Below are 24818 nucleotides of genomic sequence, written 5' to 3' on the forward strand. Positions count from 1 at the left end.
CCGGCCGATGGAGACGGATATGGATCTCGAACTCGAGGATACGAGCGCACTGGTCACCGCATCGAGCAGCGGCCTGGGCAAGGCGTCCGCGACGGCACTCGCCCGGGAGGGGGCGAACGTCGTCGTCAACGGCCGCGACGCCGACCGACTGGCCGACACCGTCTCCGAACTGCAGGACGTCGGCGACGGCGACGTCGTCGGCGTCCAGGGCGACCTGACCGAGAAAGACGACATCGAGCACCTCGTCGAGCGAACGGTCGAGGAGTTCGGGGGGCTGGACACGCTGGTCACGTCCGCCGGTGGCCCGCCCTCCGGCCCGTTCCTGGAGACGACGGACGAGGACTGGTACGACGCCTACGACCTCCTCGTCATGAGCGTCGTCCGCACGGTTCGCGCCGCCGCCCCGCACCTCGCGGAGTCCGACAACGGAACCATCACCTGCATCACCTCACGGTCCGTGAAGGAGGCCATCGACTCGCTGGTCCTCTCGAACGCCGTCCGGATGTCCGTCGTCGGTCTGGAGAAGACGCTCTCGCGGGAACTCGCGCCCGACGTCCGGGCCAACTCCGTCCTGCCCGGGCCGCACGAGACCAGCCGTATCGAGGACCTGATCGAACAGGCCATCGAGCGCGGCGACTACGACAGCTACGAGGAGGGCCTGGCCGACTGGGCCGAGGGCAACCCGCTCGAACGCATCGGCGACCCCATCGAACTCGGCGACACCGTCGCCTTCCTCTCCTCGCCGCGCGCCAGCTACATCAACGGCGTCGCCCTGCCCATCGAGGGCGGTCAGGGCGCGTCGAACCTGTAGGCGGACGCCGCCCGTCGTCCGGCCCCGTCATCCCGCGGTCGGTCCGCCGCCCGTTTACGACTCGCTGCCGGTGAGACGGAGAGATACACTGCTCCGGTGACGGTAGGTACCGACGGCTATGGCACTTTCCGACGACGAGTGGGACGCCGGTGCCCGCGCGGACAGCGCGATGGTCGCAAAGGAGGACGTCGAGGCGGGCCACGGAACGGCGTCAGTTCGACCCGTCACCGACGACGGCCGGGCATGACGCCACCACGAACGCCGTCCGAACGACGCTCCCTTTCGGGTTCGGTCTCCCGTCGAACCACCCTCCAGTCCGTCGGCGTCGTCCTCACCGGTGTCGGCGCCGAACGGTGGTCGTTCACGGACGAGAACAGCACCGTCTACGAACCGGCGGTGACCGACGGCTGGGTGTCCGCCGGGTCGAACGACGACCGGGTGTACGCGTTCTCGCGCGACGGCGAACTCCAGTGGCGGGTCGAGACCAACAGCGTCGCCGGAACGGTCGTCGCGGGCGACGGACGCCTCTACGTGGCGACCAACGAACGGCTGTTCGCTATCGACCGGATCTGACGGCCTCCGCCTCGGTGTGTGGCCTCACGGCGAGTGATCCTCCCCGCGGGACGGTCCAGCGACTTCGACGACCTGCTTCCCGACGTTGTCTCCGGAAAAGAGCCCGAGGAACGCGTCGGGGGCCTTTGCAATCCCCTCGACGACCGTCTCGCGGTGGTCGAGTTCGCCACTCGCCACCCACGTCTCGAGTTGCTCGCGGGCGGCGCCGAAGCGAGTCGCGTAGTCGGAGACGAGAAGTCCCTGCACCCTCGCCCGCGGGGCGATGAGCAGCGGGAGTTTGCGCGGTCCAGTCGGGACTTCCTCGTCGTTGTAGTGGGCGATCTGTCCGCAGACGGCGACGCGAGCGTCCACGTTCAGCTTCGTGAACACCGCGTCCGTGATCGGCCCCCCGACGTTGTCGAAGTAGACGTCGACGCCGTCCGGTGCCACCTCGTCGAGCGCCGCCCGATACGCGTCGGTCGTGCGGTAGTTGATCGCCGCGTCGAACCCCAGGTCGTCGGTGAGCCACGAGGTTTTCTCGTCCGTGCCGGCGAACCCGACGACGCGGCACCCGTTCAATTTCGCAATCTGGCCGACCGTCGAGCCGACGGCGCCGGCCGCTCCCGAGACGACGACCGTCTCACCGGGACGCGGTTCGCCGACGTCGAGCAGCCCGAAGTACGCCGTCCGTCCCGGCATCCCGAGCACGCCGAGATACGCCGGAAGGTCCGCGATTTCCGGATCGACGGGTGCCGCGTCGTCGGCGTCGAGGACGGCGTATTCGGACCACGTCGCCCGGCCCGTGACGAGGTCACCCGCCTCGTACGCCGGGCTCTCGCTCGCGACGACTTCGCCGACGACGCCGCCTTGGAGGACGTCGCCGACCGCCCACGGCTCGGCGTAGGACGCCGAGTCCCGCATCCGTCCACGCATGTACGGATCGACGGAGAGATAGCGGACGTGGACGAGGAGTTCGCCACGCCGTGGCGTCGGCACGTCCCCCTCTCGGAGTTCGAAGCAATCGAGCGTCGGCTCTCCTTCCGGCCGTTCGACGAAGTACCACTCTTGGTTCGGCTCGTGCATACGTCCCTGTCGGCATCGGCACGTAGATGTCTTCCGACCCACCACCACGCTCGGCGACGGCAGTCGGGAATCGCCTGCCTTCCGAGTCACGCCGTGGCCGTCGAGTCGGGCGCTTCGTCGTCGGTCTCGTCGCGCTGTTTTCCGGTTCCGCGAAGCGACCGTTGTACGTCGGTGGTAGGCTGCTCATGCTCGTGTACACCGTCGGCTACTTCGGCTGGCACCTGAGCGGCCACCGACCACTCCTCGTCGCCGGCCCGGGGACACACCACCACGGATCGACGGCCTCGTATCTGCTCGCTCACGTCTTCGCCGGCCCGGTCGAGTTCCTCTCGCTCGTCTCCGGAGCGGCGCTTCTCGCCGTCTTTCTCTACTTGCTCTTCTCCGAGGACGCCGACGATTCCTCGGGATGACCGGCTCCGCCGGAGCGATTCGGACGGACCGCTCCAGGCAGTGTGCGGCTCACACCCGACCCAACGACAGGGGGGAGAGCAAGGGAATCGGTTTCGGTTGACCAGGATCGTGGGGAAGCTCACCGATTCCAGCCCGTTCGTCGGACCCTGTCGCGTATAACGTCACGGTAACTGACGAGTAACGAACTGATCGGGCCGCTACCCGGCACGGTCGGCGACGGTTCCGAGCGGCGAACCGGGGGTGGCCGTGGCCGGCGAACCCCGCACACAGTATATAGTTTTCGCGCTCAGGGGAGTCGTCGTCGCGGGCGGACTGGATTAAATACGCTCACCGTTCTGCGGGAAGACGGTATGGCTATTCGAATCGGACGCCGTCCTGCCCCTGTCGTAGCCGGCCCTCAGATACTGCCGTTCGCCGCCCGATCCGGGGGTGCTCGATGAGCGTGTGGCTCTCGTAGCCAGCCGCACGGTCCGAACCAGGCTGTGGGAGACGTTTCCGTAGGTCGCCCGGAACGGACGCACTCCGTCGCTACTCCTCGCGTCTCCGTTGTCGACCGACGACTGTCGAATCCGAGCGTGCGGCTGCGATGCACGGCCGATACGGGATTAAGACGGTGCCCGCCGTCGCTGGTCCCAATGGCTGGTCACGCTCCCGTCCCCGCGTCGCCGGGGGAATCGTCGATACGAGAACTCCCTCCGAGTGCGAAACTGGTCGTCAAGACGCTCGAATACGAGGGCAGTCTCACGCAAGCGGAGCTCGCCGAATCGACGCGACTTCCCGATCGAACCGTTCGATACGCACTGCGAAAACTCGAAGCCGCGGATCTGGTTTCCTCCCGGATCTCGTTCGTCGACGCGCGACAGCGCATCTACTCGATCCCGACCGACGAGTCGTGAGTCGGACGATCGGAGGTCGTTTCCGGCGGTCGTCGACGGCGGCCGGGACCCGGTCCCCCACCCCGTCCGAGAGTCCGATCGGACGGCGAGTCTCACCGACAACGGTAATTCAGTGGTCGTGTCCACCACGAGTGAACTGCCCCGAGAACGCTCGCTGGACGACTTCGGGAAGGGCCGGATGGATGTGAATGCTCTCGCGGATATCCTGAACGGTTCCGGAGCCGGCCGTCATCGCCACGACCACCTCCTGTACGAGCGTGGAGGCGTCGGGGCCGATGATGTGACAGCCGAGTATCTCGCCGTCGAGGTCGACGAGTACTTTCACGAACCCCTCGGCTTTCATCGCGTCGCCGCGCGCAGTCCCTTCGTATCGGTAGGTGTTGGTCGCGTAATCCCGGTCGGCGGCTCGCAGGTCGCTCTCGCTGGCCCCGACGCCGGCGACTTCGGGCGAGGCGAAGACGGCGAACGGCATCGCGCCGTAATCGACCGCTTCGAGATCGCTCCCGAAGATGTTTCGCGCGACGGTGCGGGCCTCGTGGTTGGCGTTGTGTTTCAGCAGGTATTCGCCGACGATGTCGCCCAGTGCCCACACGCCCTCGGCGGCCGTCCGCAGGTACTCGTCGGTGTCGACGAACCCGCTCTCGTCGGTTTCGACCGCCGTCGCGCCGAGGTTCGGCGGGGTGAGCGTCTTGGCTCCGTTGTAGTTCCCGATCCGACCGGGGTTGTTACTGTCGCCGCCGTCGGCGGCGTCGGGTCGATCCGCACCCGCGGTTCCGCTCGCGCCGAATCCGAGCGCGCCCGCGACGCCGATCGTTCCGATCGCCTTGAGTGTGTTGCGTCGATCCATTGGTCTCTCCGTGTGGCCCGGGACGCCGCGTTCGTGGGCCACGACAACACATCACCCTCCTACGTTATATTCCAGCTGTATCACATTTGTAAGGTAGTGACCTGTGGATCACTCGCTTACCGTGTGGTCGCAACGTAACCAGTCCCTCACCGCGATTACTCCGTCACCGCGTGTTCGACGCCCCACTCGTGGATCCGGTCGACGATGGGTGCGAGGTCACGGCCACGGTCGGTCATCGCGTACTCGACCCGAACCGGTTTTTCGCTCACGATGCGGCGCTCGACGAGGCCGTGCTCCGTCTCGAGTCGGTCGAGACTGTCCGACAACACTTTCGACGATATCCGGTCGATATCTCCCTTCAGTTCGCTGAATCCCATCGCATCTTGTGTCAGTCGATGGAGGATGACCAGATGCCACTTGCGTCCGAGCACGTCGGCCATGGAGAGCAGGGTCTCCTGTGACTGGCTCGGCGTGACGACCGATGTCGGTTCCGTATCCCCCGATTCGGAGTGTGTACTCATGAGTGTCTACCCGTGGTCGCTCCCGGAAGCCGGAACTCTGACCTCCCGATACGAGCGATCGGCCACAGGTGGACAATCCGGTGCGACACTCCTTATCGTTCTGGGGCCGTGGCGATGCCCTTCCGACACGAGTAACCTATTTATATCATCAGCGTGCCTCGCACGGACTCCGTGGACGGCACGACGGGATGTCTCGGTGTCAGCACGTCGCGGATCGGGGTCGGTGCCCTCCGGAGTGGTGGGTGTGGCAGACTCCGCGGGGCGTCAGAGCAGGAAGTCGGCCAGTTCGTCGCGATAGGCGTCCGGACGGTCTTCCATGACCCAGTGATTCGCCCCGTCGAGGCCGATCACGTCGGCAGTCCCGATGTCTTCCTGTAGCCGCTCTGCCCACTCGATGGGCTGGAACTGATCGGCCGCACCCCACAGGAGTAGCGTTCGAGCCGTTATCGACCGGGGATCGATCTCGGTCGTGTGGTTGGTGTTCGTCGAAACCGCGTTCCGGACGAGCGACGTGACCCCCGCTTCGGAGTTCCACGGCGCGGTCATCCCGTCGAGGAAGGTCTCACTGTGCTCGTTCCCGTAGAGCGTCTCACGAAAGAGGTCGTCGAGCATCGCCTGCAGTTCCTCGACGTCGGTTTCGCGCGCCGTCTCCGGGAGTCCAAGATCGGTGATCAACTGGATCGGCCAGGAGTCGTACGCGATTGAGTTCGACAGGACGAGTTCGTCGACGGCGCCGGGATTGTGGGCCGCGTATCGGAGTAACACGCCGCCACCGAGGTCGTGACCGACCAGTGACGGACTCCGAACGTCAAGCGCCGACAGGAGTCCCGTTATCATCTCCTCCTGTGCACGGATCGAGCGATCGAACCCGTCGAACATCGACGAGTTCCCGTAGCCGAGCATGTCCGGAACGATGACCCGTCGCTCCGCGGCAATCGGTGGAATCACGTCCCGCCACAGGAAGGAGTTCGTCGGAATTCCGTGGAGGAACACGACGGGATCGCTAGATCCCTCGTCGTAGTAGGCGACGTCGAGTTCGTGTCCGTCGACCGAGACAGTCGCGGACGTCTGGGCGGCAGTCCACTCCGCGTAGCTTGGCATCCTGAATCACCTACCGAACGATTCCGATTCCGGCAGCAAACGCTTGCTGCCTATAGCGATAGGTATCGCTATCGGCGTCCGACCCCGAGCGCCGTTCGACTCACGGGTCGTCGCCGGTCGGATCGAACAGCGCGGTGAACACCTTGTGCTGGGCCGTTCGGACGTGCTGGCTGAACGTCGGTTGAGCGATTCCCAGGGCGTCGGCACACTCCTGGGCGGTGCTTTCGCGTGGCCAGGCGAAGTACCCGCTCAGATACGCCGTGCGGAGCGCCTCGTACTGCTTCTCGGTGAGTCGGTCGGCGAGAACCGTGTGGACGCCCGCTTTCGTTCGGACGGGTGTTGACCGGTCGCGCTCCCGGCGCGCGAGGAGGTCGGACTCCGGGTGGCGGGTCTGGAACGTCTCGACCACGGCTCGAACGCTCGCGTGAGCGGGAACGGTAGCGACGACACGGCCGACGCCACCGGCGGCCGACACGTCGCGGGTGATCGCCCCCGTATCGGCCAGCGTTGCCGTGACACACGGTCCGGCGACGACGAACTGAAAGAGGTTCCCGTCGGGGCCCTCGCCGACGAGTCGGGCCTCGCCGATTGCGCGTTCGTCCCTGGCCATCCGGAGGACGTCGTCCGGAGCGACCTCTCTGACGGTAAAGTACTGGAGGAGCCTCCCGTCCGCCCGGTGGATCAACTCCTCCAGACGGAGGAGACAGCCCGTTTCGGCCGAGAGACGCACGAAAAAGCAGTCCCCGTCTCGCACCGCCAGTTCTATTTCGGTCGTCGTGTGTGGGACGGGCTCCCGAACGGTCATACGCCGCCGTTCAGCAACCCGAATAATAGCTCTTCGTCCCTCGTGTACGCGACTCGAACACCCACGCCGCCGAAATCCGTTCGGCGTATCCGTCGGGTTGGAAGCTACTATCGGCCCCTCACAGTGTGGCGTCGAACGGCGTCGGCCCGCCGCTCACGGGTGGCTGCAGGAAGTCCGGTCACGGTCGCCGGGTGGTGTCGACCCGAATCTCGGAGTGGGCGACGGGCCGACGGTTTTACTCTTCGGACGCTTCGAGGATCTCACGATACCGGTTTCGGATCGTCACTTTGCTAATATCCGCCGCCTCGGACACCTCGTCCTGCGTAATCTCCGCATCACGCAGTGTCCCGGCCGCATAGATAGCACTCGCAGCTATACCGGCCGGGTGCTTTCCACTGTGAACCCCGTGTTCGGTCGCCGTTTCGATCAGTCGACGGGCACGTCGTTCGGTCCCGTCGCTACAACCGAGATCCGACGCGATGCGGCCGACGTACTCGATCGGATCGGTTGGGGGAACTTGTAGGCCCAGTTCGCTTACGACGTACCTGTAGGCGCGTTTGACTTCCAGTGCTTCGACGCGGCTCACGGCCGCGATCTCGTCGATCGTTCGGGCGACGCCATCGAGCCGAGTGGCAGCGTAGAGAGCCGCCGTCGCGACCCCCTCGATCGATCGTCCGGGTAAGAGGTCGTCAGCTAACGCACGGCGATAAATGACGCTCGCAGACTCGCGAGTCGGCTCGTGGAGTCCGACCGCGGAGGCCATGCGGTCGATTTCGCCCAGGGCGTGCTTGAGGTTGCGCTCTTTCGAGTCCCGCGTGCGAAAGCGCTCGTTCCACGTTCGCAGTCGGTGGAGCTGCTGCCGTTTGCGCGAGGAAACCGTGTTCCCGTGCGCATCCTTGTTCTGCCAACCGATGTTCGTCGAGAGCCCTTTGTCGTGTATCAACCGCGTCGTCGGAGCACCGACACGGGATTTCTTGGCTTTTTTGTTGGCGTCGAACGCACGCCACTCCGGGCCGTGGTCGATCCGTCGTTCGTCGAGGACCAGTCCGCAGGCTGTACAGACCGTCTCTGCTCCGTCGCTCTCCGCGCGGACCGTTCCATCGCACTCCGGACAGTCCGGCCGTTCCTGCGTCCGCTCTTTTTCCAGACTCGCAGCCGGTGTCGTTCCCTCGCGAGTCGCGGGATCGGTCATCCCGACCCCCCCACATCGAGTCGACACTGTCCGCCGCCTTTCAGTTCCGTCTCGCCAGTCCGGCGGATCGGTCTCCCGGCGTGCTCTACGATGGGTCGACGACGCTGTGCCCCGTCACACCATGGGCGGGTAGCTGGTTCGTGATGGCTCATGCGAGACACTACCGGCTGACGAAAAGTAAATTTTTGCAACCACTAACAATTCCTATCGAGGCGCCACGAAACTGATTATAGTTACAAAATCCGATTTTGCTGCCCTAGCTTTATCCTCTGATATCCCGAATCACGACCGATGAGTTCGGATCAAGATCACCTCAAAGAGACGGATACCGAAGCCCGCTTCGAGTTCAAAAAGGAGGAGCGCTCCTCCTTCCAGGCGGAGAAGGGCCTGACCGAGGAGACGATTCGTGTCATCTCCGAGGACAAGGGCGAACCCGAGTGGATGCTGAAGCGGCGGCTCCGGGCGCTCGAACAGTTCCAGGAGATGCCGATGCCGACCGACTGGCCGGGCCAGCCCGATCTCTCGGAAGTCGACGTCAACGAGATCATTCCGTACATCCGTCCGGACGTCGAGACCCGCGAGAGCGTCGACGACTGGACGGACCTGCCCGACGACATCAAGGACACCTTCGACAAGCTGGGCATCCCGGAGGCCGAGAAGAACGCGCTCTCGGGTGTCGGCGCCCAGTACGAGTCCGAAGTCGTCTACCAGAACATGCAGGAGCGCTGGGAGGAGAAAGGCGTCGTCTTCTGTAACATGGACGAGGCCGTCAGGGAACACGAGGACCTCGTTCGCGAGCACTTCATGACCAAATGCGTGCCGCCGAGCGACAACAAGTTCGCGGCGCTGCACGGGGCGATCTGGTCGGGGGGATCGTTCGTCTACGTGCCCGAGGATACGGTCGTCGAGATGCCCGTGCAGGCGTACTTCCGGATGAACTCCGAGGGGATGGGCCAGTTCGAGCACACGCTCATCATCGCCGAGGAGGGCTCGGAAGTTCACTACATCGAGGGCTGTTCGGCGCCGAAGTACTCGGCGTTCAACCTGCACTCGGGCGGGGTGGAAGTGTTCGTCGGCGACGGCGCTCACGTCCAGTACTCGACGGTGCAGAACTGGTCGAAAAACACCTACAACCTGAACACGAAGCGGGCGCTCGTCGAGGGCGACGGCCGCATGGAGTGGATTTCGGGATCGATGGGATCGAAGGCGACGATGCTGTACCCGTCGACGGTGCTCAAAGGTCGCGGCGCCTCCGACAACCACATCACCATCGCCTTCGCGGGCGAGGGCCAGAACATCGACACGGGCGCGAAGGTGTACCACAACGCGCCGAACACGAAGTCGACGATCGAGTCGAAATCGATCAGCAAGGACGGCGGTCGGACGAACTACCGGGGGCTGGTTCACATCGCGGACGGGGCGTCGAACTCGTCGACGTCGGTCGAGTGTGACGCGCTGATGTTCGACAACGAGTCGACGTCCGACACCATGCCGTACATGGAGATAAACGAGTCGACGGTGGACGTGGCCCACGAGGCGACCGTCGGCAAGATTGGCGACGAGGACGTGTTCTACCTCCAGAGTCGCGGTCTCGACGACGACGACGCCAAGCAGATGATCGTGTCGGGGTTCATCGAGCCGATCACGGAGGAACTGCCGATCGAGTACGCGGTCGAACTCAACCGTCTCGTCGAACTCGAGATGGAGGGGAGTCTCGGATAGTGAGCGATCTCGACTGACCACCGACCACACTGTCTGAGGACGTGGCAATGGCTATCCACCACTATTGGAAGAAACTCGGGACGTCGTCGATCAGCACGAAGGGCACGGGGTCCGGGACCGCGTGGGTCAACTGGAAACGCAGATGGCGCATTCGTCGACGATGATTCTGACACTACAGTGTTATCGGTGCGGGACCGGGTACGAGTACGTCGGCCGATCGCCACACCCCGCTCGGTGCGAGGCGTGTGGCTCCTCGTGTGTTCCGCCTGCTGGCGTCCTTTCGGTAGTGAACCACGTTCACTGGGAGAGCGCGAACGGGGTATCGGAGATCCGTATTCACGCCGTCGACGAACGAGACCGAACGTTCGAGTTTCAGGTTGCTGCACGCGGACACCGTGGGAAACTGGTAGCTGTCGACATCGACGGCGTTTCGATCGATCCACGTATGTGGGATACGATAGAGGCGCTCCCGTCGGCGATCACCGACCAAATAGCCACCCTGGGCGTTACGGACGTCGACACCGCCGTCGTCGACCCGTCGAACTGATCGATACGGGCTGCTTCGTCCGACTCGTGACTCCGGGGTAGAGCGGCTCGGGACCCCGGAATTCCGTCGAGACAGTGGATACCACGAGATTGGTGTCGTTCGTGACGCGATCCGGACGGTGGCTTGCAGTCCCATCGACGCCGCCGCGTGGATCGACACAGCCGTCCGGGGCGGCCGTGGGGCTCAGTCCGGGCGACGGCCGTTCGGGGACCGATCACCCACGTCGGTCTCCCGTTCGAGTTCTTGCATTCGCTCGATTCGCTCTCGTTCGCTCATACTTGGCCACTCGGCGATATCCTCCACGGTGCGTTTACAGGCGACGCAGATCCCATCCTCGGTCTCACAAACGCCCACGCACGGACTGCTGACCATGGTCCCCGAGAATGGACCCGGGGACTGTATAGTCCCTGCCGTCCGTCATCACACCTACGGTCCCGACCGCACCACTGCGCTCGCTCGGAGCTGTCGACAGTCACAAACGCTACTATCGGTACTGACGAGCCGTCGGATCTACCGCGCCGGGCTGATTTCCGGATCGGGGTTTCGATCACTCCGATGCCTGCGCGAGTATGCCGTGCTGCACAGGTGGGAATCGTCGGACTGCGAACGGAGTGCTTCGACAGGGATTCGAACTCGGCGAGACGGTCGACCTCGCTACGCTCGGTCGCTGCGACTCACTTGATCGAATCCCTTCGTGCGTGTTTCGAGCGCGTCACAGGGTGACGCTCGTAGGATGCTCCGACAGGGATTCGAACCCTGGTCATTGCCGTGAGAGGGCAATATGATTGGCCGGACTACACTATCGGAGCCCGTCGACGCACCGCACGCCGATCACACTCCAATCGAGGGGGTGCCGATATTTAAACTCCACTATATCGGTCGACGGGGCCGAGAGTAAAGGGTCTCGGGAACGACGGGTCCGACGACAATGAGTCTCGAAGACAGTGCGACCGTCGTGACGGGTGCGAGTTCCGGTATCGGTGAGGCGACCGCCCACGAGTTCGCGAGTCGGGGGGCGCGGGTCGCCCTCGCCGCGCGGAGCGAGGACCGACTGGACGCCATCGCCGCGGATCTCGAGGAGGAGTACGACGCGGAGACGCTCGTCGTCCCGACGGACGTCCGCGACGAGGCGGCCGTGGCGGAGTTGATCGACGCGGTCGTCGACACGTTCGGCGGTCTGGACGTCCTGGTGAACAACGCGGGTCTCGGACGCGGCGGCGAGGTGGCCGACCTCTCGACCGGCGACTACCGGGCGATGATGGACACGAACGTCGACGGCGTCTTCTTCGCGACGCGGGCGGCCCTGCCGCAGCTGGCGGCTTCGGACGGCAACCTGATCTTCGTCGGGAGCTTCGCTGGCCAGTACCCCCGGCCGGGGAACCCGGTGTACGCCGCGACGAAGTGGTGGGTGCGCGGGTTCGCCCACAGCGTCGAGGGCCAGGTCGGTTCGGACGGCGTCGGCGTCACGGTAGTCAACCCGACCGAGGTGCGGACGGAGTTCGGCAGCGACGACGGCGACGCCTTCGCCGAGCGGTTCGACCCGGGCGAGGTGAGCGAACCCGAGGAGATCGCGGACGCCATCGGCTTCGCGGCCGCTCAGGACCACTCGACGGTCCACGAAATCGACGTCTATCGCCGCGACAAGTTCGACGGGTGGTGAGGTGATCAGATCGACTCGACGCCAGCCTCGGGGACGACGGTCTTGATGCGCTGTAGCCGGCGGGTCGCCGCTTGCTTCGTCGGGAGTGCGTCCTCGCTGGTCGCGAGAACCGTCCCGTCCGCGGCACGGAGTCGCCAGCGGAACGACCCGGTTTCGGTTTCGAACACCTGAAACGTCGCTCCGGCCATGCGGGCTACGACGGGATCGAGGGTAAAAAACGCCTTGCCGTGTCCGGTCGGTCGTCGCTACGAGAGCTGTCTGGACCACCAGCGGAGCCAGTCGGCAAGCGGGCCACGCATCCCGTCGACGTGGACCCGCACGGTTCCGTCGAGATGCCAGCGGGCGAACTCCGACTCGGAGTCCATCCGGAGCGGGACGTCGACGGTCACGTCCTCGAAGGTACACTCCAGATCCTCCTCCCGGTCGATTGCCGTGTCGAGGACGTCGTCGACGAGATGGAGCCACGTCTGTTCTTCCGCCGACTCGGCTGGGAGGTCCCCGGACGAATTGTTCGACATCACGTAGCGATGGTGCTGGGGACGGCTTGTATCTTCGCCTCTCGTCGCGGTCGCGTAAAGTTAAGCGTGAAGAGTGAGGCGTGCTGATTTCTAAGTTGTTCATGCCCGAAATCAGCCGCCTCAGCGATGGTAGCGACTGGATCGAATTAGATTTTGTGGAGCGTCAGCGGACACCCGAGTTCGCGATGCGGCTTGGTATTCAGATGCATGTGGCTGGACTATCACTTTCGAATACCATCTCGATTCTTGAGAGGTTGGGTGTCGAACGCTCTCGAACAGCTGTCCACAACTGGGTGCAGAAGGCCGATCTACAGCCCGAAGGCGCTGCGAGCCCGAATCACGTTGCGCTCGACGAAACCGTGATTCGACTCAACGATCAGCAATACTGGCTGTACGCTGCCCTCAATTCTGAAACAAACAAATTCCTTCATATCTGGCTCTTTAGCACGTATAAGATCGGTCTTACCGAAATCTTCCTGAGCGGGTTACGCGAGAAACACGATGTCCAAACCGCCATGTTTCTCGTTGACGATGCTCAGTGGCTCAAAACGGTCCTCGATCGGCACGGCCTCGATTGCAGATACGAACTCCATGGCAATCGGAATGCCGTCGAACGTATATTCAGAGAAGTAAAAAGACGAACCTCTTCATTTTCAAATACATTCAGCCACGTGGAGCCGACGACAGCAGAATCGTGGCTCCAAGCCCTCGCTGTCTGGTGGAATCGATGCCAAAGTTAACACGACCTTCGACACAGGGAAACGAGATATAAACAGCTGTATCAACGTCATCCTTGGAACAAGACGGTCATCTTTCGGATCTGCTGTTTCCGATTTTCTTGATTGAGGAATTCCTGGGACTGTCGACGGACTAGAATACTGCCCCATCAGATCAGTTTCACCGGAGACGACTGATCTGCGTCATGAAAAGGGTCTAGAGTTCTGAGTCTCGGAGCGAGACTCGCCGTGCTACGGGTCGCTACCAGTCGTCGGCTTCATCGTCACACCATCACCGAACACCGTCCATACGATTGCTCTGGCTGCCGGTCGGTCGCTCAATGATCGTGAGCGTACTGTCTCGGCGTGTCTCGAACGTCGGGTTGCCGTCGTACCATCGCTTCATGACATCCTCACAGCGAACGACATCACCTTCGCACAGTTCGGGGAAGCGGTGGGAACGGATGAGCGTCCGGCCGTCATCAGTCGGGTCAGGCATCGGTCGCGTCTCGTCCCACTCACTCTTCTCCCAGATGGCGAATTTCATCACGCCAATGTCGTCGCCCAGCAGACCAGCCTGCTTGATCGCAGGATGGGTATTCTCGAACAACCGGAGGATCGTTCCCTGCGTCGAGAATCGCCCACGCGTTGCGTCGACGGGCGTGTACCGAACGTTGTCGACCGTCAGGACGTTCCGTGGGTCGGTCGCCTCGGCGTCGGCCTGTCTCAGCAGGGCCTGTGTCGGTTCGGCGCCGTCACGGAGGCGGTTTGCAAGCGCAATCGCCAGTGTCAACCGTGATTTGCGTATCTCGGCCCCTGTCAGGGTCGTAGAGCGTGTCGCCGGGCGTCCAGTTGGCGTCGATGCGGCTCGCGGCAAGTCGACCAGTCGGGGCAACCACTGGGTCGCCGCCGGCTGTGTGACCGTAGACGCCGTCGACGGGTTCCGTTCGGTGTACGCCGTCGACTCGTGAACTGGCATCCCATCGGTTGCGGTGCCCGTCGACGACGCGGTGTCGTCGTTGACGAGCGCGTGCAGCAATCCCGAAGAGCGCCCGCACCAGTGCGGAGCGATCTGCTGGGATGTCGGCACGCTCACCGTGTGTCCGGTCGGCCCGGACCTGTTGGAATGGCGTGTCGGTCGGCCGCGTGCACGCGGTCGCATCTGTCGTGTTCGGCTCTGTCGGCGTGTCTGTCGTGCCCGATAACATCTTATCGGATTGGTTGCTACTATTCATTGGAATTCATCCAATTCCGTTTTCTGAGGCTCTGTCCAGCCTCACACTCTACACCGACTAGCGACGCTAAGGTGTCTCGCTGGGGAAGAGGTCCAAGGCCGCTGTTTTCGAAGGAATCCCCACATCAGTCCCACACTCAATTTCTCGTTTCCACAGCGGATCTGCACCTTCGAACTGATACTGACGTTCCCTCACAAACTATACTGTGAAGGGTGAGGGTCAAGCCCTATTTCATGAGATCTCACATACGAACATCTTATGCTTCATGAGACGCGACACCCACACAACATCAGGTGGCTCAGAATGAGTAGCAACGATACCAAACACGTCCAAACCGAGTTGAACGAGGAGGAGTACGCGCGATTTCGAGAGTTCGCTGAGGAACACGGACTGTCGCTCAAAGAAGCCAGTCACGAGGCGTTGATTGAGTGGGTCGAACGCCAGCAACAGGCCGATCCGAACGATGCAGCCTTTACCGTTCTCGATGATCTCGATGATTCGTCGCTCCCACGGACAGCACAGACAGACGCCAGAGAAGAAGACGATCTCGTTGACGAGTGGCACGGCAACGATGAATCATTCGTTCTCGCTGAGGACCCCTCCTCGAACACCTAGCTCCGATGGCAGACCCAGTTGAGACACCGATTGGGACGGTAACCCCCGAACATTTTCGACCGGGTTCGGTTCGTCATCAGGTCGTCTGTGGCCCGAAGTTCCTCTATGCGCTGTTCAATCCGCAGGATCAGATGCACCCCGTCTCACGTGCATTCATGGATTTTGTCCGCGACGGCCATCTCCCATATCGGCGACTGATCGTGAACGACCATATCGTCGACGAAGCTGCGACCCGACTCAAAAAACAGGCGTCGATGCGAAACGCTGCGACGTTTCTGACGACACTCGATAAGAGTGCCCTCTATCAACTCGAATCAGTTACTCCGGGGGTATTCAGTGATGCGACAGACACGTTCATCGAGTGGACCGACCTCGATGCATCCTTGACGGACTTCATCGTCGCGTCACACATGGCCGAGCTAGAGGTTGATCACATCCTCACGTACGACCGGCATTATGTCGCCTTCGACGTGACGGCGCTCCCCTATCGGAGACACGAGTCATCGACCCACGACTGAAGCCGTGGGCTTCTTCCTCGCACCTCTGTGAGCGGGTACGTCGCGATTTTCACGGGGCGCTCGCGCTCAACGGACGATACCGATATCGTCCTCGAACCGCTCTCGGACCCCGAACTCGAAGAGCTCGCTGACCGACTCAACGAGGGGGGTACTGGGGGATGGCGATGCCGCTGGACGACTTCGTTGCGATGCTCAGTGACGGCGACCGTCTCCGCGTCGCCGAAGACGGTGAAATGTATCCCAACTTCGAGGTCTGGCTTGCCTCAAACGGTCTCGAACGCGAAGCGCTCTCGACGGCGATCACCGCAGAGGTCGACGAGCACGAGATATCGATCAGCTCGATCGAACTCCAAATCGCCTACAAACTCCGGCTTGCGAAGGGTGGCGGAACGACGAACTGCAAGGACTTCGAGGACGCCCTGCGCTGGATATCTGCTGCTGGCAGTCGCGTGTTACCGCGAGGCCGGCGCGATAGCACAGGTCGCCGGGTGACCAGTCCGCCTCGATCGCGGCCGTAGCCACACCACGTGAACGCACGGGTCACTACTGGTTTATCATCTCTCCCACCGTCCTAGCGGTAGATATGTCCACAACAGCCAGTTCGACGGATGTAGAGCAGTCGCTCGTCGCCACCGTCACCACCGAGACTATCCCTGGCAACGAGATCGTGGAGGTGCTCGGTATCGCCCGCGGCAACACCGTCCGAGCACGGAATGTGGGACGCGACATCACCCAGGGACTCCGAAATCTCGCTGGCGGAGAACTCAAGGCCTACTCGACGCTGCTCGCCGATGCCCGGGATCAGGCAATCGCGCGGATGGAAGCGGACGCACTCGAGATGGGTGCGGACGCCGTCGTGAACGTCCGGATGGAAACGTCCGAGGTTACCCAAGGCGCTTCGGAAGTGATCGCCTATGGGACGGCTGTCAAACTCGCCTGAGGAGACTGTCGTGGCCGACGTCGAGCAGTCGAAGGTCGAGCTTGCGACTGCTCGATACTATTCCCGACCGATCCGGTCGGTTCCACACGTCGAAAGAACAGAGAGGACGTGCTCGCGGAGCCGATCGGTCGCAAGCGATCCAGTGACGTGGCCGTTCTCCAGTACGGACAGTGACAGTCCCGCGTAGGCCGGGCGTTGTCGGTCGTACTCGATGATGCGGTCGTATCGGGCGAGCAATGGGGAACAATCATCCGCCCCGACGGCACTGAACTCCTCCTCGAAATCGAGAATCTCGCGGAGGTAGTCCGGCCGTCTCCGAGCCGATTCGGCAGTCATCTTCCGATAGACGGACGAGACGAACATCTCGCCCAGCGCGGCGCCGGCGAAGATCGGGACGTATCGGTCGACGGTGTCGAAGCACGCCCGGTGGAGGTTGACGGCCCAGCCACCGAGGCTGAGACCCGATGCGAGGACCGGGCTGCTGGTTCGATCGCTCGCCTGCGTCGCGAGCTCGTCGATGAGGCCGACCGAGGCGGCGAGCATCCCGACGAAGTTCTCAAGGGCGCCCATCGCCCGAGCGTAATCCACGTTCGATCCGTCGTGGAACGGAGCCCTGACGGCGATGACGTTGGCCGGGATCGCTTCGTCGGTCGTGACGAACAACCGCCGAAACGAGTTCGAACTGAACCGCCCGAAGTCGAACGGCCGCTCGCCACTCCCGTGGTGATAGATGAGCGTCGGATAGTCCGGCCCACGCCATTGCCAGGGCATATACGCCGTCTCGAACACCCCGATCGGCGTGTCGACGGTCACAGACCGCTCGCCAGCACGACTGAGGTCGTCGACACTGGCCTCCGATTCACTCGCCACCTCGATGAGCGGTCGTGAGTCGAGCGACCGACCGAAGAACTTCGCATCACGTAGGAGGAGGGCACTGACTTGTATGGTCCCGACATCGAGGAGTTCGTGGATGTTCGTCATCTGATTTGGAAGCTTGGTTCGGATGCTCTGTGCGTTCCGGTCGGTTCCCCGGAGGTCACACGCCGCGTGTGGTTGACGAATCACGACGCCCCCGCATTTCACGCTGAGCCAGCAACCCCGCCCCAGTGGCGCTGATGGCCACGAGGGCGAGCAGCCACATGAGTACGGCATGGGAGACGTTCATCGGCGCCAGAGCCACCCAGTCCGGGACGCCTTCGACGATCGCTCGCTCCAGATCCAGCGGGACCAGTCCTCCGGCGGCGTTCTCCGTCCCGTGCATGAGCATCGCGAGGAGGATACTCCCGCCGGAGCCGTTGTACACCCACGCGATCAGGATCGAAAACGCGACGATACCGACGAAGTAAGCGAGTTGGGAACTCAACGGCCACTGGGAATGGATCGCTGTCGGATCGAAAAAGAGCGGCAAGTGCCAGCCACCCCAGAGCACCCCGATGATTACGGCCGCCCGGAGCCCGCCGTATTGCTCCTGAAGTTCGGGCTGGGCGAAGCCGCGCCAGCCCAGCTCCTCCTGACCGCCGCCAATCGTGGTTCCGAGGAGAATCCCGATACCGAGGGTCATCGGGTCGAACGCGAACGACGCGAAATCGACCGGACCGCCGACCAGTTGGAGAACGGCACCGGAACCCAGCGCGACGATCACGGGGATACCGATGGCCGTCGCGTACCACTTCGGGTGCACGCGCCAGCGGACGACCCGTCCGAGCCAGTCTCGAAGACTCTCACCGCTGATGGAGAGAACGATCCCCGCGGCGATAGCCGGTCCGAGGGCACTGAGAAAGCCACTGATGATCCAGCGGGTCCATGAGGGCTCCATTCCGAGTACCAAGACTGCGGCGTCCAGACTCCAGGAGATGGCGTATGCGAGGAGGAAGAACGACGCCACGCGGTGACTTCGGATCCAGTCGCCCATTCGAGAGGCCATAGCACTACATCGCGCCTCGGGGAGGTATACTGTCGGTTCACTGCCCGGGTGGTCTGTATCACCGCAGACCGTCGAGAGCGTGGGGTGAAGCGCCCGTCTATCGGAAACCGCGGTCGAGGAGCCGGGCGTCGCGGTCACCCCGCCCGGTTGTGACCGCCCCCTGTCTCGGTCCTCCCCGTCCGGGCGAGTCGTTCGGCCCGGTCCCGTATCCCCTGGAGCATTCCGTACGTCATCAGCGACGAAACCGGGTCGAGAGCCGTGAGGGAGGTGATTCGGACCACCGGGTTCTCGGGGAGGCGGATGCGCGAGCGCACCAGTAGCCGTGTCGTCGTCTCGTCGATCGGATCGAGCACGAACGACCAGACCCACCAGGTCGGATCGTCTGGCGTTCGGAGGACGAGCGACTCCTCGGAGTCGAACTCGGCCACCTCGAGTGTCGCGTCGGGGAACCGATCGGCGCGGCCGAGCCGGACCGTGTCTCCCACCTCGAGGTCCTGCCACTCCGGCCGGATCTCGTCGGCGTTGTGGATGCCGAGCCCTACGAGGTTCTCGGCCCACTCGTAGCTGTAGAACCCGGCCTGTTCTTGCCCGAACTGGACGAGCCACGGCCAGACGGTGTCGGGTGACGCAGCGATGTCGACCGCCATGGTTGACTCAGCGCCAGGGTCTGGGAGCAGATCGTCACCCGGGAATGGTCGCGCGACCTCTGTCGGCGTCACGCCCCAGTTCAGCATCCGCGGACGAAGGAACTTCCAGTACGCTGCCACGAGAAGTGCGACACCCGTCGTCCATCCGATTCGTCGCCGCCACCGTCGCATCGTCGTCGAGGCCATGTTGTCCGATGCGAGCTGGTCATTCTCCGGAGCGGTGGTCATACGATTTCCCTCTGACTCAGTATAGTCGCGCTGACGACGTAGTCGTGAACCCGTCCTCGCTGAACCTATACCCCCGGGCGACCAATAGTGCGCCGTTGGAGATGGACGCCACCCGGATTGCAATCGTCGTGCTCGCGCTGGCCTTCGTGGCGACGCCAGCGCTCGCACACGTTCCGGCGTTTCCCGGCGACAACACGAGCCCCGAGCGAGCACTCGTGGTTCCGGACGCGGCCAAGTCGTGGTCGTTCTACGACCGCCTGGAGCGCGGACAGGCCAAGTACTACAGAGTGACCCTCGAGGATGGCCAGCGGTTGCGATTCGGGGCCTTCACGCCGTCGGGCGGTGAGTTCACTCCCTCGGTAGTCTTGATGAGCGAGTCGTTGAACCGGACCGATCGGGTGCCGAGCGGGGTGTCCGTTCCGGAAGGGATGGGTGCGGTGGTGTTCGAGGGCGAACGCCCCGACGCAGCGACTTACGAGCCGTTCACCCCGTCCGCGAACTATCACACGGTCAGCGTCGATCGGGCCGTCGAGGAGGACGGAGTGTACCTGCTGGCCGTCTACGCGCCCCGGAACGCGAGCGGTCCGGTCGGCGTAACCATCGGTTACGAGGAGGAGTTTTCGCCGACCGAGTACCTAACCGTCCCGTTCGACCTCGTTCGAGTCCACCTCTGGGAGGGCCAGCATCCACTCGTCGTCGCCGGTCCCTGGCTCGTCACGCTTGTCGGGGGTGCCGCACTGCTTCGCGTTCGACGACGCGATGGCTGGACCCGTCCAGTAATTCGCTACGGGTTGATCGGCGCGGGCACGTTAGTTCTCGGGACGGGTGTGAGTGCGCTCGTCCAGATGGGGATTGCGCTGTCTTCGATCGGACCTACGGCGGGAATGCTCGTCACGGCAGCCTTCGTCGCCGTCCCTGCGGTGTGTGGCGCCTGGGTGCTACGATGTGCGCTCCGCGACGATCTCGTGTTGGGAGTCCGGACGCGGAGCAGTCTTGCGGTCGCAGGCGTGGCGAGTCTGGTGACGTGGGCCGGGTTCATCGTCGGCCCGGCAGTGATGCTTTTCGTTGCACTGGTCTTCGGGAAGGCCGCGTTCGGACGAGGGTGCGAAACGGTGCTTCGCTGAACAGTTCCGTCACCGGTCGGCACGAAATCGGCACGCTGATACGTTCGTTCGGATAGTTGACAACCCGCAGATGTCGACGACGAGACAACCCGAGAGAGTCAGGACGCGTAAGGTCCTCGCGTTTCTCGCACTTACGTTCGGTATCTCGTGGGTGGGAGCCATCGCGTTCGCCGTCCTCGGCGTCGACTTGGGGAGTCTCCGTGGCACGGTTCTCGTGGTCGCCGTCTACATGTGGGCGCCAGCCGTCGCCGCGATACTGACTCAGCGGTGGGTGGGCGACTCGATCCGGATTGGCTGTGGACTCCGTCGGGGACGACTCCGATGGATCGGCCTCGCTTGGGTGACACCGGTCGGACTTCTCGCGCTGACGATTGGGTTCGGTGCCCTGTTGCCGGAGGTCTCGTTTACCACGGACTACGGGGCGTTCCTCAGAGATCTCGGTCTCCCAGCGGAACAGATAGACGCCTCGCTCGCGGTTCTCGAGGGCCTTCCGGTGCCGCCGGTCGTCTTCCTCGTCGGTCAGGGGCTGGTGGCGGGCCTGACGATCAACGCCGTCGCGGCCCTCGGTGAGGAACTCGGGTGGCGGGGACTGCTCCTGCGAGAACTCTCGCCGCTCGGCTTCTGGCGGCTGTCGCTTCTGACGGGCGTCGTCTGGGGGATCTGGCACGCCCCACTGATCGTCCAGGGGCACAACTTTCCCGACGCACCGGTCGCCGGGATCGTCGTGATGACCGGCTGGACGGTCGCCGCCTCCCCGCTGTTCACCTACCTGACCGTCCGTGCGAAGTCCGTCCTCGCCGCGACGCTCCTCCACGGTTCGTTCAACGCCGTGGCGTCGCTCTCGCTCGTCTACCTCACCGGTGCGGGCACTCTCCTCGTCGGGCCGGTCGGGGTCGCCGGGATCGGTGCCGGCGTACTCGCCACCACCACCTGCGTCGTCCACGACCGATACGTGGCGGCCGTTCGAGTGTCGGCGGGGGAACCACTCGAATTGTGGTAACGACTGGTGACGGGGATCACGATCGGGTAACTGGGACACCGGCTACTGGATGCATTGTCAGTGTCGGTTTGGAAGCCTGCAAGCTACGTACCAGCCGACGGTGAGTCGACGTCGTGAGTGCGGAGGCGTCTTGACACAGGCCCCAATGGAGGGTCACGACGGAACTCCCCATCGGCTCGACCGGTTTCGATGCGCCTCGGCCGAGGGATCGGCGTCCAATTCGACATTTGTACGCCAACCGTTTTACCCGACTGCCCCCTCGTACACCACAAATCGACCGCGATCGATCGCGGTCCGTTCGACTCGTATGCCACTCGCACAACTCCTCGAACAGTACGTCAGCCTCGGTATCTTCCTCGTGGCCGCGGCGCTCAGTACGCTCAGCTATCTGGCGTGGCGTCGCGAACGCGACCGCCGAATGGGTATCGTCACCGCCGGCTACGCGATGTTCGCTCTCTACGGCCTCATCGTATTTCTCGAATACCCCCTGCTTCCGTACGTTCCGTATGCGACGCTCGAGTTACTCGAACATGGGAGTGCAGTCCTCATCCTCGGGGGCCTCATCGCGTTCTTCCTCGCGCTCACACGGGACTGAGCAATGCCGGAGCCCGATCTCGAATTAGAATCTCGACGAGCGATCTATCAGGAGATCGCCGACACCCCCGGCATTCACTTCCGTGCCCTACTCGACGCACTCGACTACGCACAGGGAACGCTCCAGTACCAGCTCCGCTGGCTGGCCGACGAAGAGTTGATCGACGTCTCCGAGGACGGCAAGTACACGCGGTACTACCCTGCTGCGGCGTTCGACGACGCCGACCGGACCGTGATGAACGCCCTCCGGCGGGAGTACAGTCGTCGCATTCTCGCGCACCTCCTCGTCGACGGCCCGCTCTCGACGACCGAGTTGAGCGACCGACTGGAGAAGGCCCAGTCGACCGTCTCGTGGCATCTCTCGAAACTTGCCGACGCCGGACTCGTCACCAAAGAACGGGACGGCCAACGCGTGCTGTACCGTGTCTCGGATTCGGACCGCGTTAGGTATCTGTACACGATCCATCGTCAATCGTTCACCGACCGAATCGTCGACCGCCTCCTTGGACTCTGGGACAGTTACTGACGCGCCGGCGCACTGGAGACCGTTCCCCGAAGCACGAGCACGCGCAACAGGAGGACGTACACGACGAACATGAGCGAGGGGCCCAGCAACGGCCGAATCAACCCCGTCATGTCGGTGCCGATGGCCGCTGCGTGGATCGTGCCGAACGCGAACCCAGCGTACGCGAACGAATGCACGACGCGGGGACCCCACGGTCGCTCGAACCGTTTCGGATCGGTGAATCCCAGGACGGCGACGACGAGCAACGCCAGCGACCCGACACCGACGGCGAGACCGCCCACGAAGTACGGCATCGAGTACGCCGGCTCTGGGACCTGCCCGGTGAGGACGAACCACGCATCGACGACACCGAGGCTTGCGTGGAGAAGCGTCACCAGCATCGCGAAGACCGACAGTTCGACGTGGACACGACGGGCCGCCTCGTGCAAGACGCCAAACGACTCCGTGTTGTACAGAACTCCGGTGAGGACGGCGAGATACAGGGCCGGATACGTGAGGAGGGCCGCACCACGGTCCAGATACCAGACGGTCGCCGACATCAGGACGCCCCCGTCGTCGCGACGACGTCCGGACAGCCGTCCGAATCTTGGAAGCCGTTCGTCGTCTCCGGACGCGTCGGGCACTGGTCAGTACTGTCGTCGAGCCCATCACCGTCGTAATCGGTCGGCGCGTGACGCGTCGTGACCGTCTGGTTCACGAGGTCGTGTCGTTTCTCTTCGGTCGCCTGGGCGGCACGGACGTCTCCGATCCCCCAGAGCAACGGTACCGCGACGACGAGGACGACTATCGCGACGATCGTGATGCGTTGTTTCTCAGTCCATGACATGTGTCTCGAACCCCTCGGTGGTGTGGAATACGCCGCCGTGCACGACGAGCGCTTCCGCATTCGCCCACGACTCGGCCAGCGAGAGCGCGTCGTCGAGCGGCAGGGCTGCCAGCGTCGTCGCGAGGGCATCCGCTTCCATGCAGTCACGCTCGGCGACGACGGTGACCGACTCGTGACGTGAGCCGATCCGCTCGCTCGTCGGGTCGTAGATGTGATCCGTCCCGTTCCTGGTGCGACGGTAGCCACCTGAGGACGCGACGAACCAATCCGTCTCCAGTACCTTCAGCGGTGTCTCGTCGCCGTAGGGACTCTCCACGGCGACCGGACCGGGCGGTGGAGACATGTCACCACCGCCGCTCACGAACCCACGTCGACCGACGCCAGAGAGCGCCGACGCCGCCCGATCGACGATGTAGCCTTTCGCCAGTCCGTTGAGGTCGAGCGGATGGTCGGTTCTAACCTGCGCCCCATCGAGTTCGATATCGCCCGTGTCGAACGACTCCGGGAGCGACTGTCGGTCACTCCGGAGGAACGCCTTGAGGTCGTGCTCGACACGCCCCTGATGGATGTCGAACACGCCGTTCGCCCGTTCGTAGTACTCCAGTCCACGGCGCACGATGCGAGCCACGTGTTCGTTCTCGACGAATCCCGTCCGATTGAGCTGACTGACGGCACTCTTCTCGTCGAACGCGTTCAAGACTGCTTCGAGCCGCCGAACCGTCTGCTGTGCAGCATCGACGCCAGCCGTCGCCCGAACGCCGGTCGCCCGAATCACGAACTGCGTGTCACAACACTCGAATTCACGGTGTGTCTCACCCGCTCGTTCGTACACCGACGACAACACACTCATCCGATCATCTCACTCCGCTTCATCTTCATCCTCGTCGTCGTGTTCATCCTCCCGCTCTTCGTGTTCGTCCTCGTCGTCTTCGTACTCTTCGTGTTCGTCCTCGTCGTCTTCGTACTCTTCGTGTTCGTCTTCGTCGTCTTCTTCGTACGCTTCGTGCTCCTCGCCCTCGTAACCAGTCTGCGTCTGCACCGCCGGCGTGAAGTCCTGATTCGGCGTCGGTGCATCGGCAGCGGACTGTGGTGCGCCCGTCGATTGCGTCCCGGAGTCACCCGCAGTATCCCCCGGTGCCGTCACACCCGGAATCGGGAACGCGAGGCCACCGGCGATAACCGCGGTCAGTAGGGCTCCGGCAAGTGTGAACGCCACGAGCTTGTTCTTCGGAATAGGGAGTCGCATACTACCACGCCTC

General features: G+C 63.5%; 33 protein-coding genes, 1 tRNA gene and 1 pseudogene. 17 read left to right on the forward strand and 18 right to left on the reverse strand.

Annotated features, from left to right (window positions below):
- Positions 1 to 19 precede the first annotated feature (19 nt).
- The 3 genes from V8686_RS07475 (at position 20) to V8686_RS07485 (ending at position 1384) form a co-directional block, all read left to right on the forward strand.
- The gene (locus V8686_RS07475) at positions 20 to 811 is read left to right on the forward strand and encodes an SDR family oxidoreductase (RefSeq protein WP_379703345.1); all 792 of its coding nucleotides are present in this window, start codon (positions 20 to 22) and stop codon (positions 809 to 811) included.
- A 118-nt stretch (positions 812 to 929) separates the two neighbouring features.
- Positions 930 to 1058: a hypothetical protein gene (locus V8686_RS07480; protein WP_379703346.1), complete on the forward strand. Its 129-nt coding sequence runs from the start codon at positions 930 to 932 to the stop codon at positions 1056 to 1058.
- A complete protein-coding gene (locus V8686_RS07485; RefSeq protein WP_379703347.1) occupies positions 1055 to 1384 on the forward strand; it encodes an outer membrane protein assembly factor BamB family protein in 330 nt (109 codons plus the stop codon). The genes V8686_RS07480 and V8686_RS07485 overlap by 4 nt, the downstream gene beginning before the upstream one ends.
- 24 nt (positions 1385 to 1408) lie before the next feature.
- Here V8686_RS07485 and V8686_RS07490 read toward each other — a convergent pair whose 3' ends face one another.
- The gene (locus V8686_RS07490; protein WP_379703348.1) at positions 1409 to 2446 is read right to left on the reverse strand and encodes an NADP-dependent oxidoreductase; all 1038 of its coding nucleotides are present in this window, start codon (positions 2444 to 2446) and stop codon (positions 1409 to 1411) included.
- Between the two features lie 185 nt (positions 2447 to 2631).
- Between V8686_RS07490 and V8686_RS07495 the strand changes: the two genes are divergently transcribed.
- Both V8686_RS07495 and V8686_RS07500 read left to right on the forward strand, forming a co-directional pair.
- Positions 2632 to 2856, forward strand: coding sequence for a hypothetical protein (locus V8686_RS07495; RefSeq protein ID WP_379703349.1), 225 nt, complete (start codon positions 2632 to 2634; stop codon positions 2854 to 2856).
- Positions 2857 to 3492: 636 nt separating this feature from the next.
- Positions 3493 to 3753 (forward strand): helix-turn-helix domain-containing protein, encoded by a 261-nt coding sequence (locus V8686_RS07500; protein WP_379703350.1) that lies wholly within the window; start codon positions 3493 to 3495, stop codon positions 3751 to 3753.
- Between the two features lie 109 nt (positions 3754 to 3862).
- Here V8686_RS07500 and V8686_RS07505 read toward each other — a convergent pair.
- From V8686_RS07505 to V8686_RS07525, 5 genes and pseudogenes are all read right to left on the reverse strand, one after another.
- A pseudogene (locus tag V8686_RS07505) lies at positions 3863 to 4411 on the reverse strand (dihydrolipoamide dehydrogenase); the annotation flags it as partial.
- A gap of 344 nt (positions 4412 to 4755) precedes the next feature.
- A complete protein-coding gene (locus V8686_RS07510) occupies positions 4756 to 5121 on the reverse strand; it encodes a winged helix-turn-helix transcriptional regulator (RefSeq protein WP_379703351.1) in 366 nt (121 codons plus the stop codon).
- 264 nt (positions 5122 to 5385) lie between these two features.
- Positions 5386 to 6222, reverse strand: coding sequence for an alpha/beta fold hydrolase (locus V8686_RS07515; RefSeq protein WP_379703352.1), 837 nt, complete (start codon positions 6220 to 6222; stop codon positions 5386 to 5388).
- A gap of 100 nt (positions 6223 to 6322) precedes the next feature.
- Entirely contained in the window at positions 6323 to 7027 is a 705-nt protein-coding gene (locus V8686_RS07520) for a helix-turn-helix domain-containing protein (protein ID WP_379703353.1), read from the reverse strand.
- A 235-nt stretch (positions 7028 to 7262) separates the two neighbouring features.
- Positions 7263 to 8219: a transcription initiation factor IIB gene (locus V8686_RS07525; protein WP_379703354.1), complete on the reverse strand. Its 957-nt coding sequence runs from the start codon at positions 8217 to 8219 to the stop codon at positions 7263 to 7265.
- A gap of 291 nt (positions 8220 to 8510) precedes the next feature.
- Here V8686_RS07525 and sufB point away from each other — a divergent pair, with 291 nt between their 5' ends.
- Positions 8511 to 9941, forward strand: a complete 1431-nt coding sequence (gene sufB, locus V8686_RS07530) for a Fe-S cluster assembly protein SufB (protein ID WP_379703356.1) — start codon at positions 8511 to 8513, stop codon at positions 9939 to 9941.
- A 286-nt stretch (positions 9942 to 10227) separates the two neighbouring features.
- Positions 10228 to 10488, forward strand: coding sequence for a hypothetical protein (locus tag V8686_RS07535; protein WP_407344620.1), 261 nt, complete (start codon positions 10228 to 10230; stop codon positions 10486 to 10488).
- 183 nt (positions 10489 to 10671) lie between these two features.
- Here V8686_RS07535 and V8686_RS07540 read toward each other — a convergent pair whose 3' ends face one another.
- Positions 10672 to 10860, reverse strand: coding sequence for a DUF1289 domain-containing protein (locus V8686_RS07540; RefSeq protein ID WP_379703357.1), 189 nt, complete (start codon positions 10858 to 10860; stop codon positions 10672 to 10674).
- Between the two features lie 362 nt (positions 10861 to 11222).
- Positions 11223 to 11297, reverse strand: a tRNA-Glu gene (locus tag V8686_RS07545).
- 119 nt (positions 11298 to 11416) lie between these two features.
- Between V8686_RS07545 and V8686_RS07550 the strand changes: the two genes are divergently transcribed.
- Entirely contained in the window at positions 11417 to 12148 is a 732-nt protein-coding gene (locus tag V8686_RS07550) for an SDR family oxidoreductase (RefSeq protein WP_379703358.1), read from the forward strand.
- A 5-nt stretch (positions 12149 to 12153) separates the two neighbouring features.
- Here the strand turns inward: V8686_RS07550 and V8686_RS07555 are convergent, their stop codons facing one another.
- Together V8686_RS07555 and V8686_RS07560 are read right to left on the reverse strand one after the other, a co-directional pair.
- Entirely contained in the window at positions 12154 to 12336 is a 183-nt protein-coding gene (locus tag V8686_RS07555; protein ID WP_379703359.1) for a YegP family protein, read from the reverse strand.
- Between the two features lie 57 nt (positions 12337 to 12393).
- A complete protein-coding gene (locus V8686_RS07560) occupies positions 12394 to 12666 on the reverse strand; it encodes a hypothetical protein (protein WP_379703360.1) in 273 nt (90 codons plus the stop codon).
- Between the two features lie 101 nt (positions 12667 to 12767).
- On the opposite strand from V8686_RS07560, the gene V8686_RS07565 reads away from it, so the two are divergent.
- Positions 12768 to 13406: an IS6 family transposase gene (locus V8686_RS07565; protein WP_379703361.1), complete on the forward strand. Its 639-nt coding sequence runs from the start codon at positions 12768 to 12770 to the stop codon at positions 13404 to 13406.
- Between the two features lie 268 nt (positions 13407 to 13674).
- Here the strand turns inward: V8686_RS07565 and V8686_RS07570 are convergent, their stop codons facing one another.
- On the reverse strand, positions 13675 to 14478 hold the full coding sequence (locus V8686_RS07570; protein WP_379703362.1) for a hypothetical protein: 804 nt from the start codon (positions 14476 to 14478) through the stop codon (positions 13675 to 13677).
- Positions 14479 to 14920: 442 nt separating this feature from the next.
- On the opposite strand from V8686_RS07570, the gene V8686_RS07575 reads away from it, so the two are divergent.
- The 4 genes from V8686_RS07575 to V8686_RS07590 all read left to right on the forward strand — a co-directional run bounded on the left by V8686_RS07575 (position 14921) and on the right by V8686_RS07590 (position 16690).
- Entirely contained in the window at positions 14921 to 15232 is a 312-nt protein-coding gene (locus tag V8686_RS07575; protein WP_379703364.1) for a hypothetical protein, read from the forward strand.
- Between the two features lie 200 nt (positions 15233 to 15432).
- Positions 15433 to 15750, forward strand: coding sequence for a hypothetical protein (locus V8686_RS07580; RefSeq protein WP_379703365.1), 318 nt, complete (start codon positions 15433 to 15435; stop codon positions 15748 to 15750).
- Between the two features lie 164 nt (positions 15751 to 15914).
- On the forward strand, positions 15915 to 16268 hold the full coding sequence (locus V8686_RS07585) for a hypothetical protein (protein WP_379720556.1): 354 nt from the start codon (positions 15915 to 15917) through the stop codon (positions 16266 to 16268).
- A gap of 65 nt (positions 16269 to 16333) precedes the next feature.
- Positions 16334 to 16690 carry a YbjQ family protein gene (locus V8686_RS07590; protein ID WP_379703368.1) on the forward strand — a complete coding sequence of 119 codons (357 nt, stop codon included), beginning with the start codon at positions 16334 to 16336 and terminating at the stop codon, positions 16688 to 16690.
- 57 nt (positions 16691 to 16747) lie between these two features.
- On the opposite strand, the gene V8686_RS07595 is transcribed toward V8686_RS07590, so the two are convergent.
- From V8686_RS07595 to V8686_RS07605, 3 genes are all read right to left on the reverse strand, one after another.
- Positions 16748 to 17755, reverse strand: coding sequence for a hypothetical protein (locus V8686_RS07595; protein ID WP_407344625.1), 1008 nt, complete (start codon positions 17753 to 17755; stop codon positions 16748 to 16750).
- Complete coding sequence (locus V8686_RS07600; RefSeq protein WP_379703371.1) at positions 17727 to 18614, reverse strand: CPBP family intramembrane glutamic endopeptidase; 888 nt, start codon at positions 18612 to 18614, stop codon at positions 17727 to 17729. Before V8686_RS07600 ends, V8686_RS07595 begins: the two co-directional genes overlap by 29 nt.
- A gap of 134 nt (positions 18615 to 18748) precedes the next feature.
- Positions 18749 to 19261 carry an SRPBCC family protein gene (locus V8686_RS07605; RefSeq protein WP_379703372.1) on the reverse strand — a complete coding sequence of 171 codons (513 nt, stop codon included), beginning with the start codon at positions 19259 to 19261 and terminating at the stop codon, positions 18749 to 18751.
- Between the two features lie 329 nt (positions 19262 to 19590).
- On the opposite strand from V8686_RS07605, the gene V8686_RS07610 reads away from it, so the two are divergent.
- From V8686_RS07610 to V8686_RS07625, 4 genes are all read left to right on the forward strand, one after another.
- Entirely contained in the window at positions 19591 to 20613 is a 1023-nt protein-coding gene (locus tag V8686_RS07610) for a hypothetical protein (RefSeq protein ID WP_379703374.1), read from the forward strand.
- 70 nt (positions 20614 to 20683) lie between these two features.
- On the forward strand, positions 20684 to 21613 hold the full coding sequence (locus V8686_RS07615) for a CPBP family intramembrane glutamic endopeptidase (RefSeq protein WP_379703375.1): 930 nt from the start codon (positions 20684 to 20686) through the stop codon (positions 21611 to 21613).
- 307 nt (positions 21614 to 21920) lie between these two features.
- Positions 21921 to 22208: a hypothetical protein gene (locus V8686_RS07620; protein ID WP_379703376.1), complete on the forward strand. Its 288-nt coding sequence runs from the start codon at positions 21921 to 21923 to the stop codon at positions 22206 to 22208.
- Between the two features lie 3 nt (positions 22209 to 22211).
- The gene (locus tag V8686_RS07625) at positions 22212 to 22733 is read left to right on the forward strand and encodes a winged helix-turn-helix transcriptional regulator (protein ID WP_379703377.1); all 522 of its coding nucleotides are present in this window, start codon (positions 22212 to 22214) and stop codon (positions 22731 to 22733) included.
- On the opposite strand, the gene V8686_RS07630 is transcribed toward V8686_RS07625, so the two are convergent.
- Genes V8686_RS07630 through V8686_RS07645 form a run of 4 tightly spaced genes read right to left on the reverse strand, consistent with a single transcriptional unit; the run spans position 22727 to position 24805 of the window.
- Positions 22727 to 23272, reverse strand: a complete 546-nt coding sequence (locus V8686_RS07630) for a hypothetical protein (protein ID WP_379703378.1) — start codon at positions 23270 to 23272, stop codon at positions 22727 to 22729. The genes V8686_RS07625 and V8686_RS07630 overlap by 7 nt on opposite strands.
- Complete coding sequence (locus V8686_RS07635; RefSeq protein WP_379703379.1) at positions 23272 to 23559, reverse strand: hypothetical protein; 288 nt, start codon at positions 23557 to 23559, stop codon at positions 23272 to 23274. The genes V8686_RS07630 and V8686_RS07635 overlap by 1 nt, the downstream gene beginning before the upstream one ends.
- The gene (locus V8686_RS07640) at positions 23546 to 24409 is read right to left on the reverse strand and encodes an FAD:protein FMN transferase (protein ID WP_379703380.1); all 864 of its coding nucleotides are present in this window, start codon (positions 24407 to 24409) and stop codon (positions 23546 to 23548) included. The genes V8686_RS07635 and V8686_RS07640 overlap by 14 nt, the downstream gene beginning before the upstream one ends.
- 9 nt (positions 24410 to 24418) lie before the next feature.
- Positions 24419 to 24805, reverse strand: coding sequence for a hypothetical protein (locus tag V8686_RS07645; protein WP_379703381.1), 387 nt, complete (start codon positions 24803 to 24805; stop codon positions 24419 to 24421).
- Between the last annotated feature and the right edge of the window lie 13 nt (positions 24806 to 24818).

Origin of the sequence: Haloplanus litoreus (assembly GCF_045690335.1) — an archaeon.
Taxonomy (GTDB): Archaea; Halobacteriota; Halobacteria; order Halobacteriales; family Haloferacaceae; genus Haloplanus; species Haloplanus litoreus.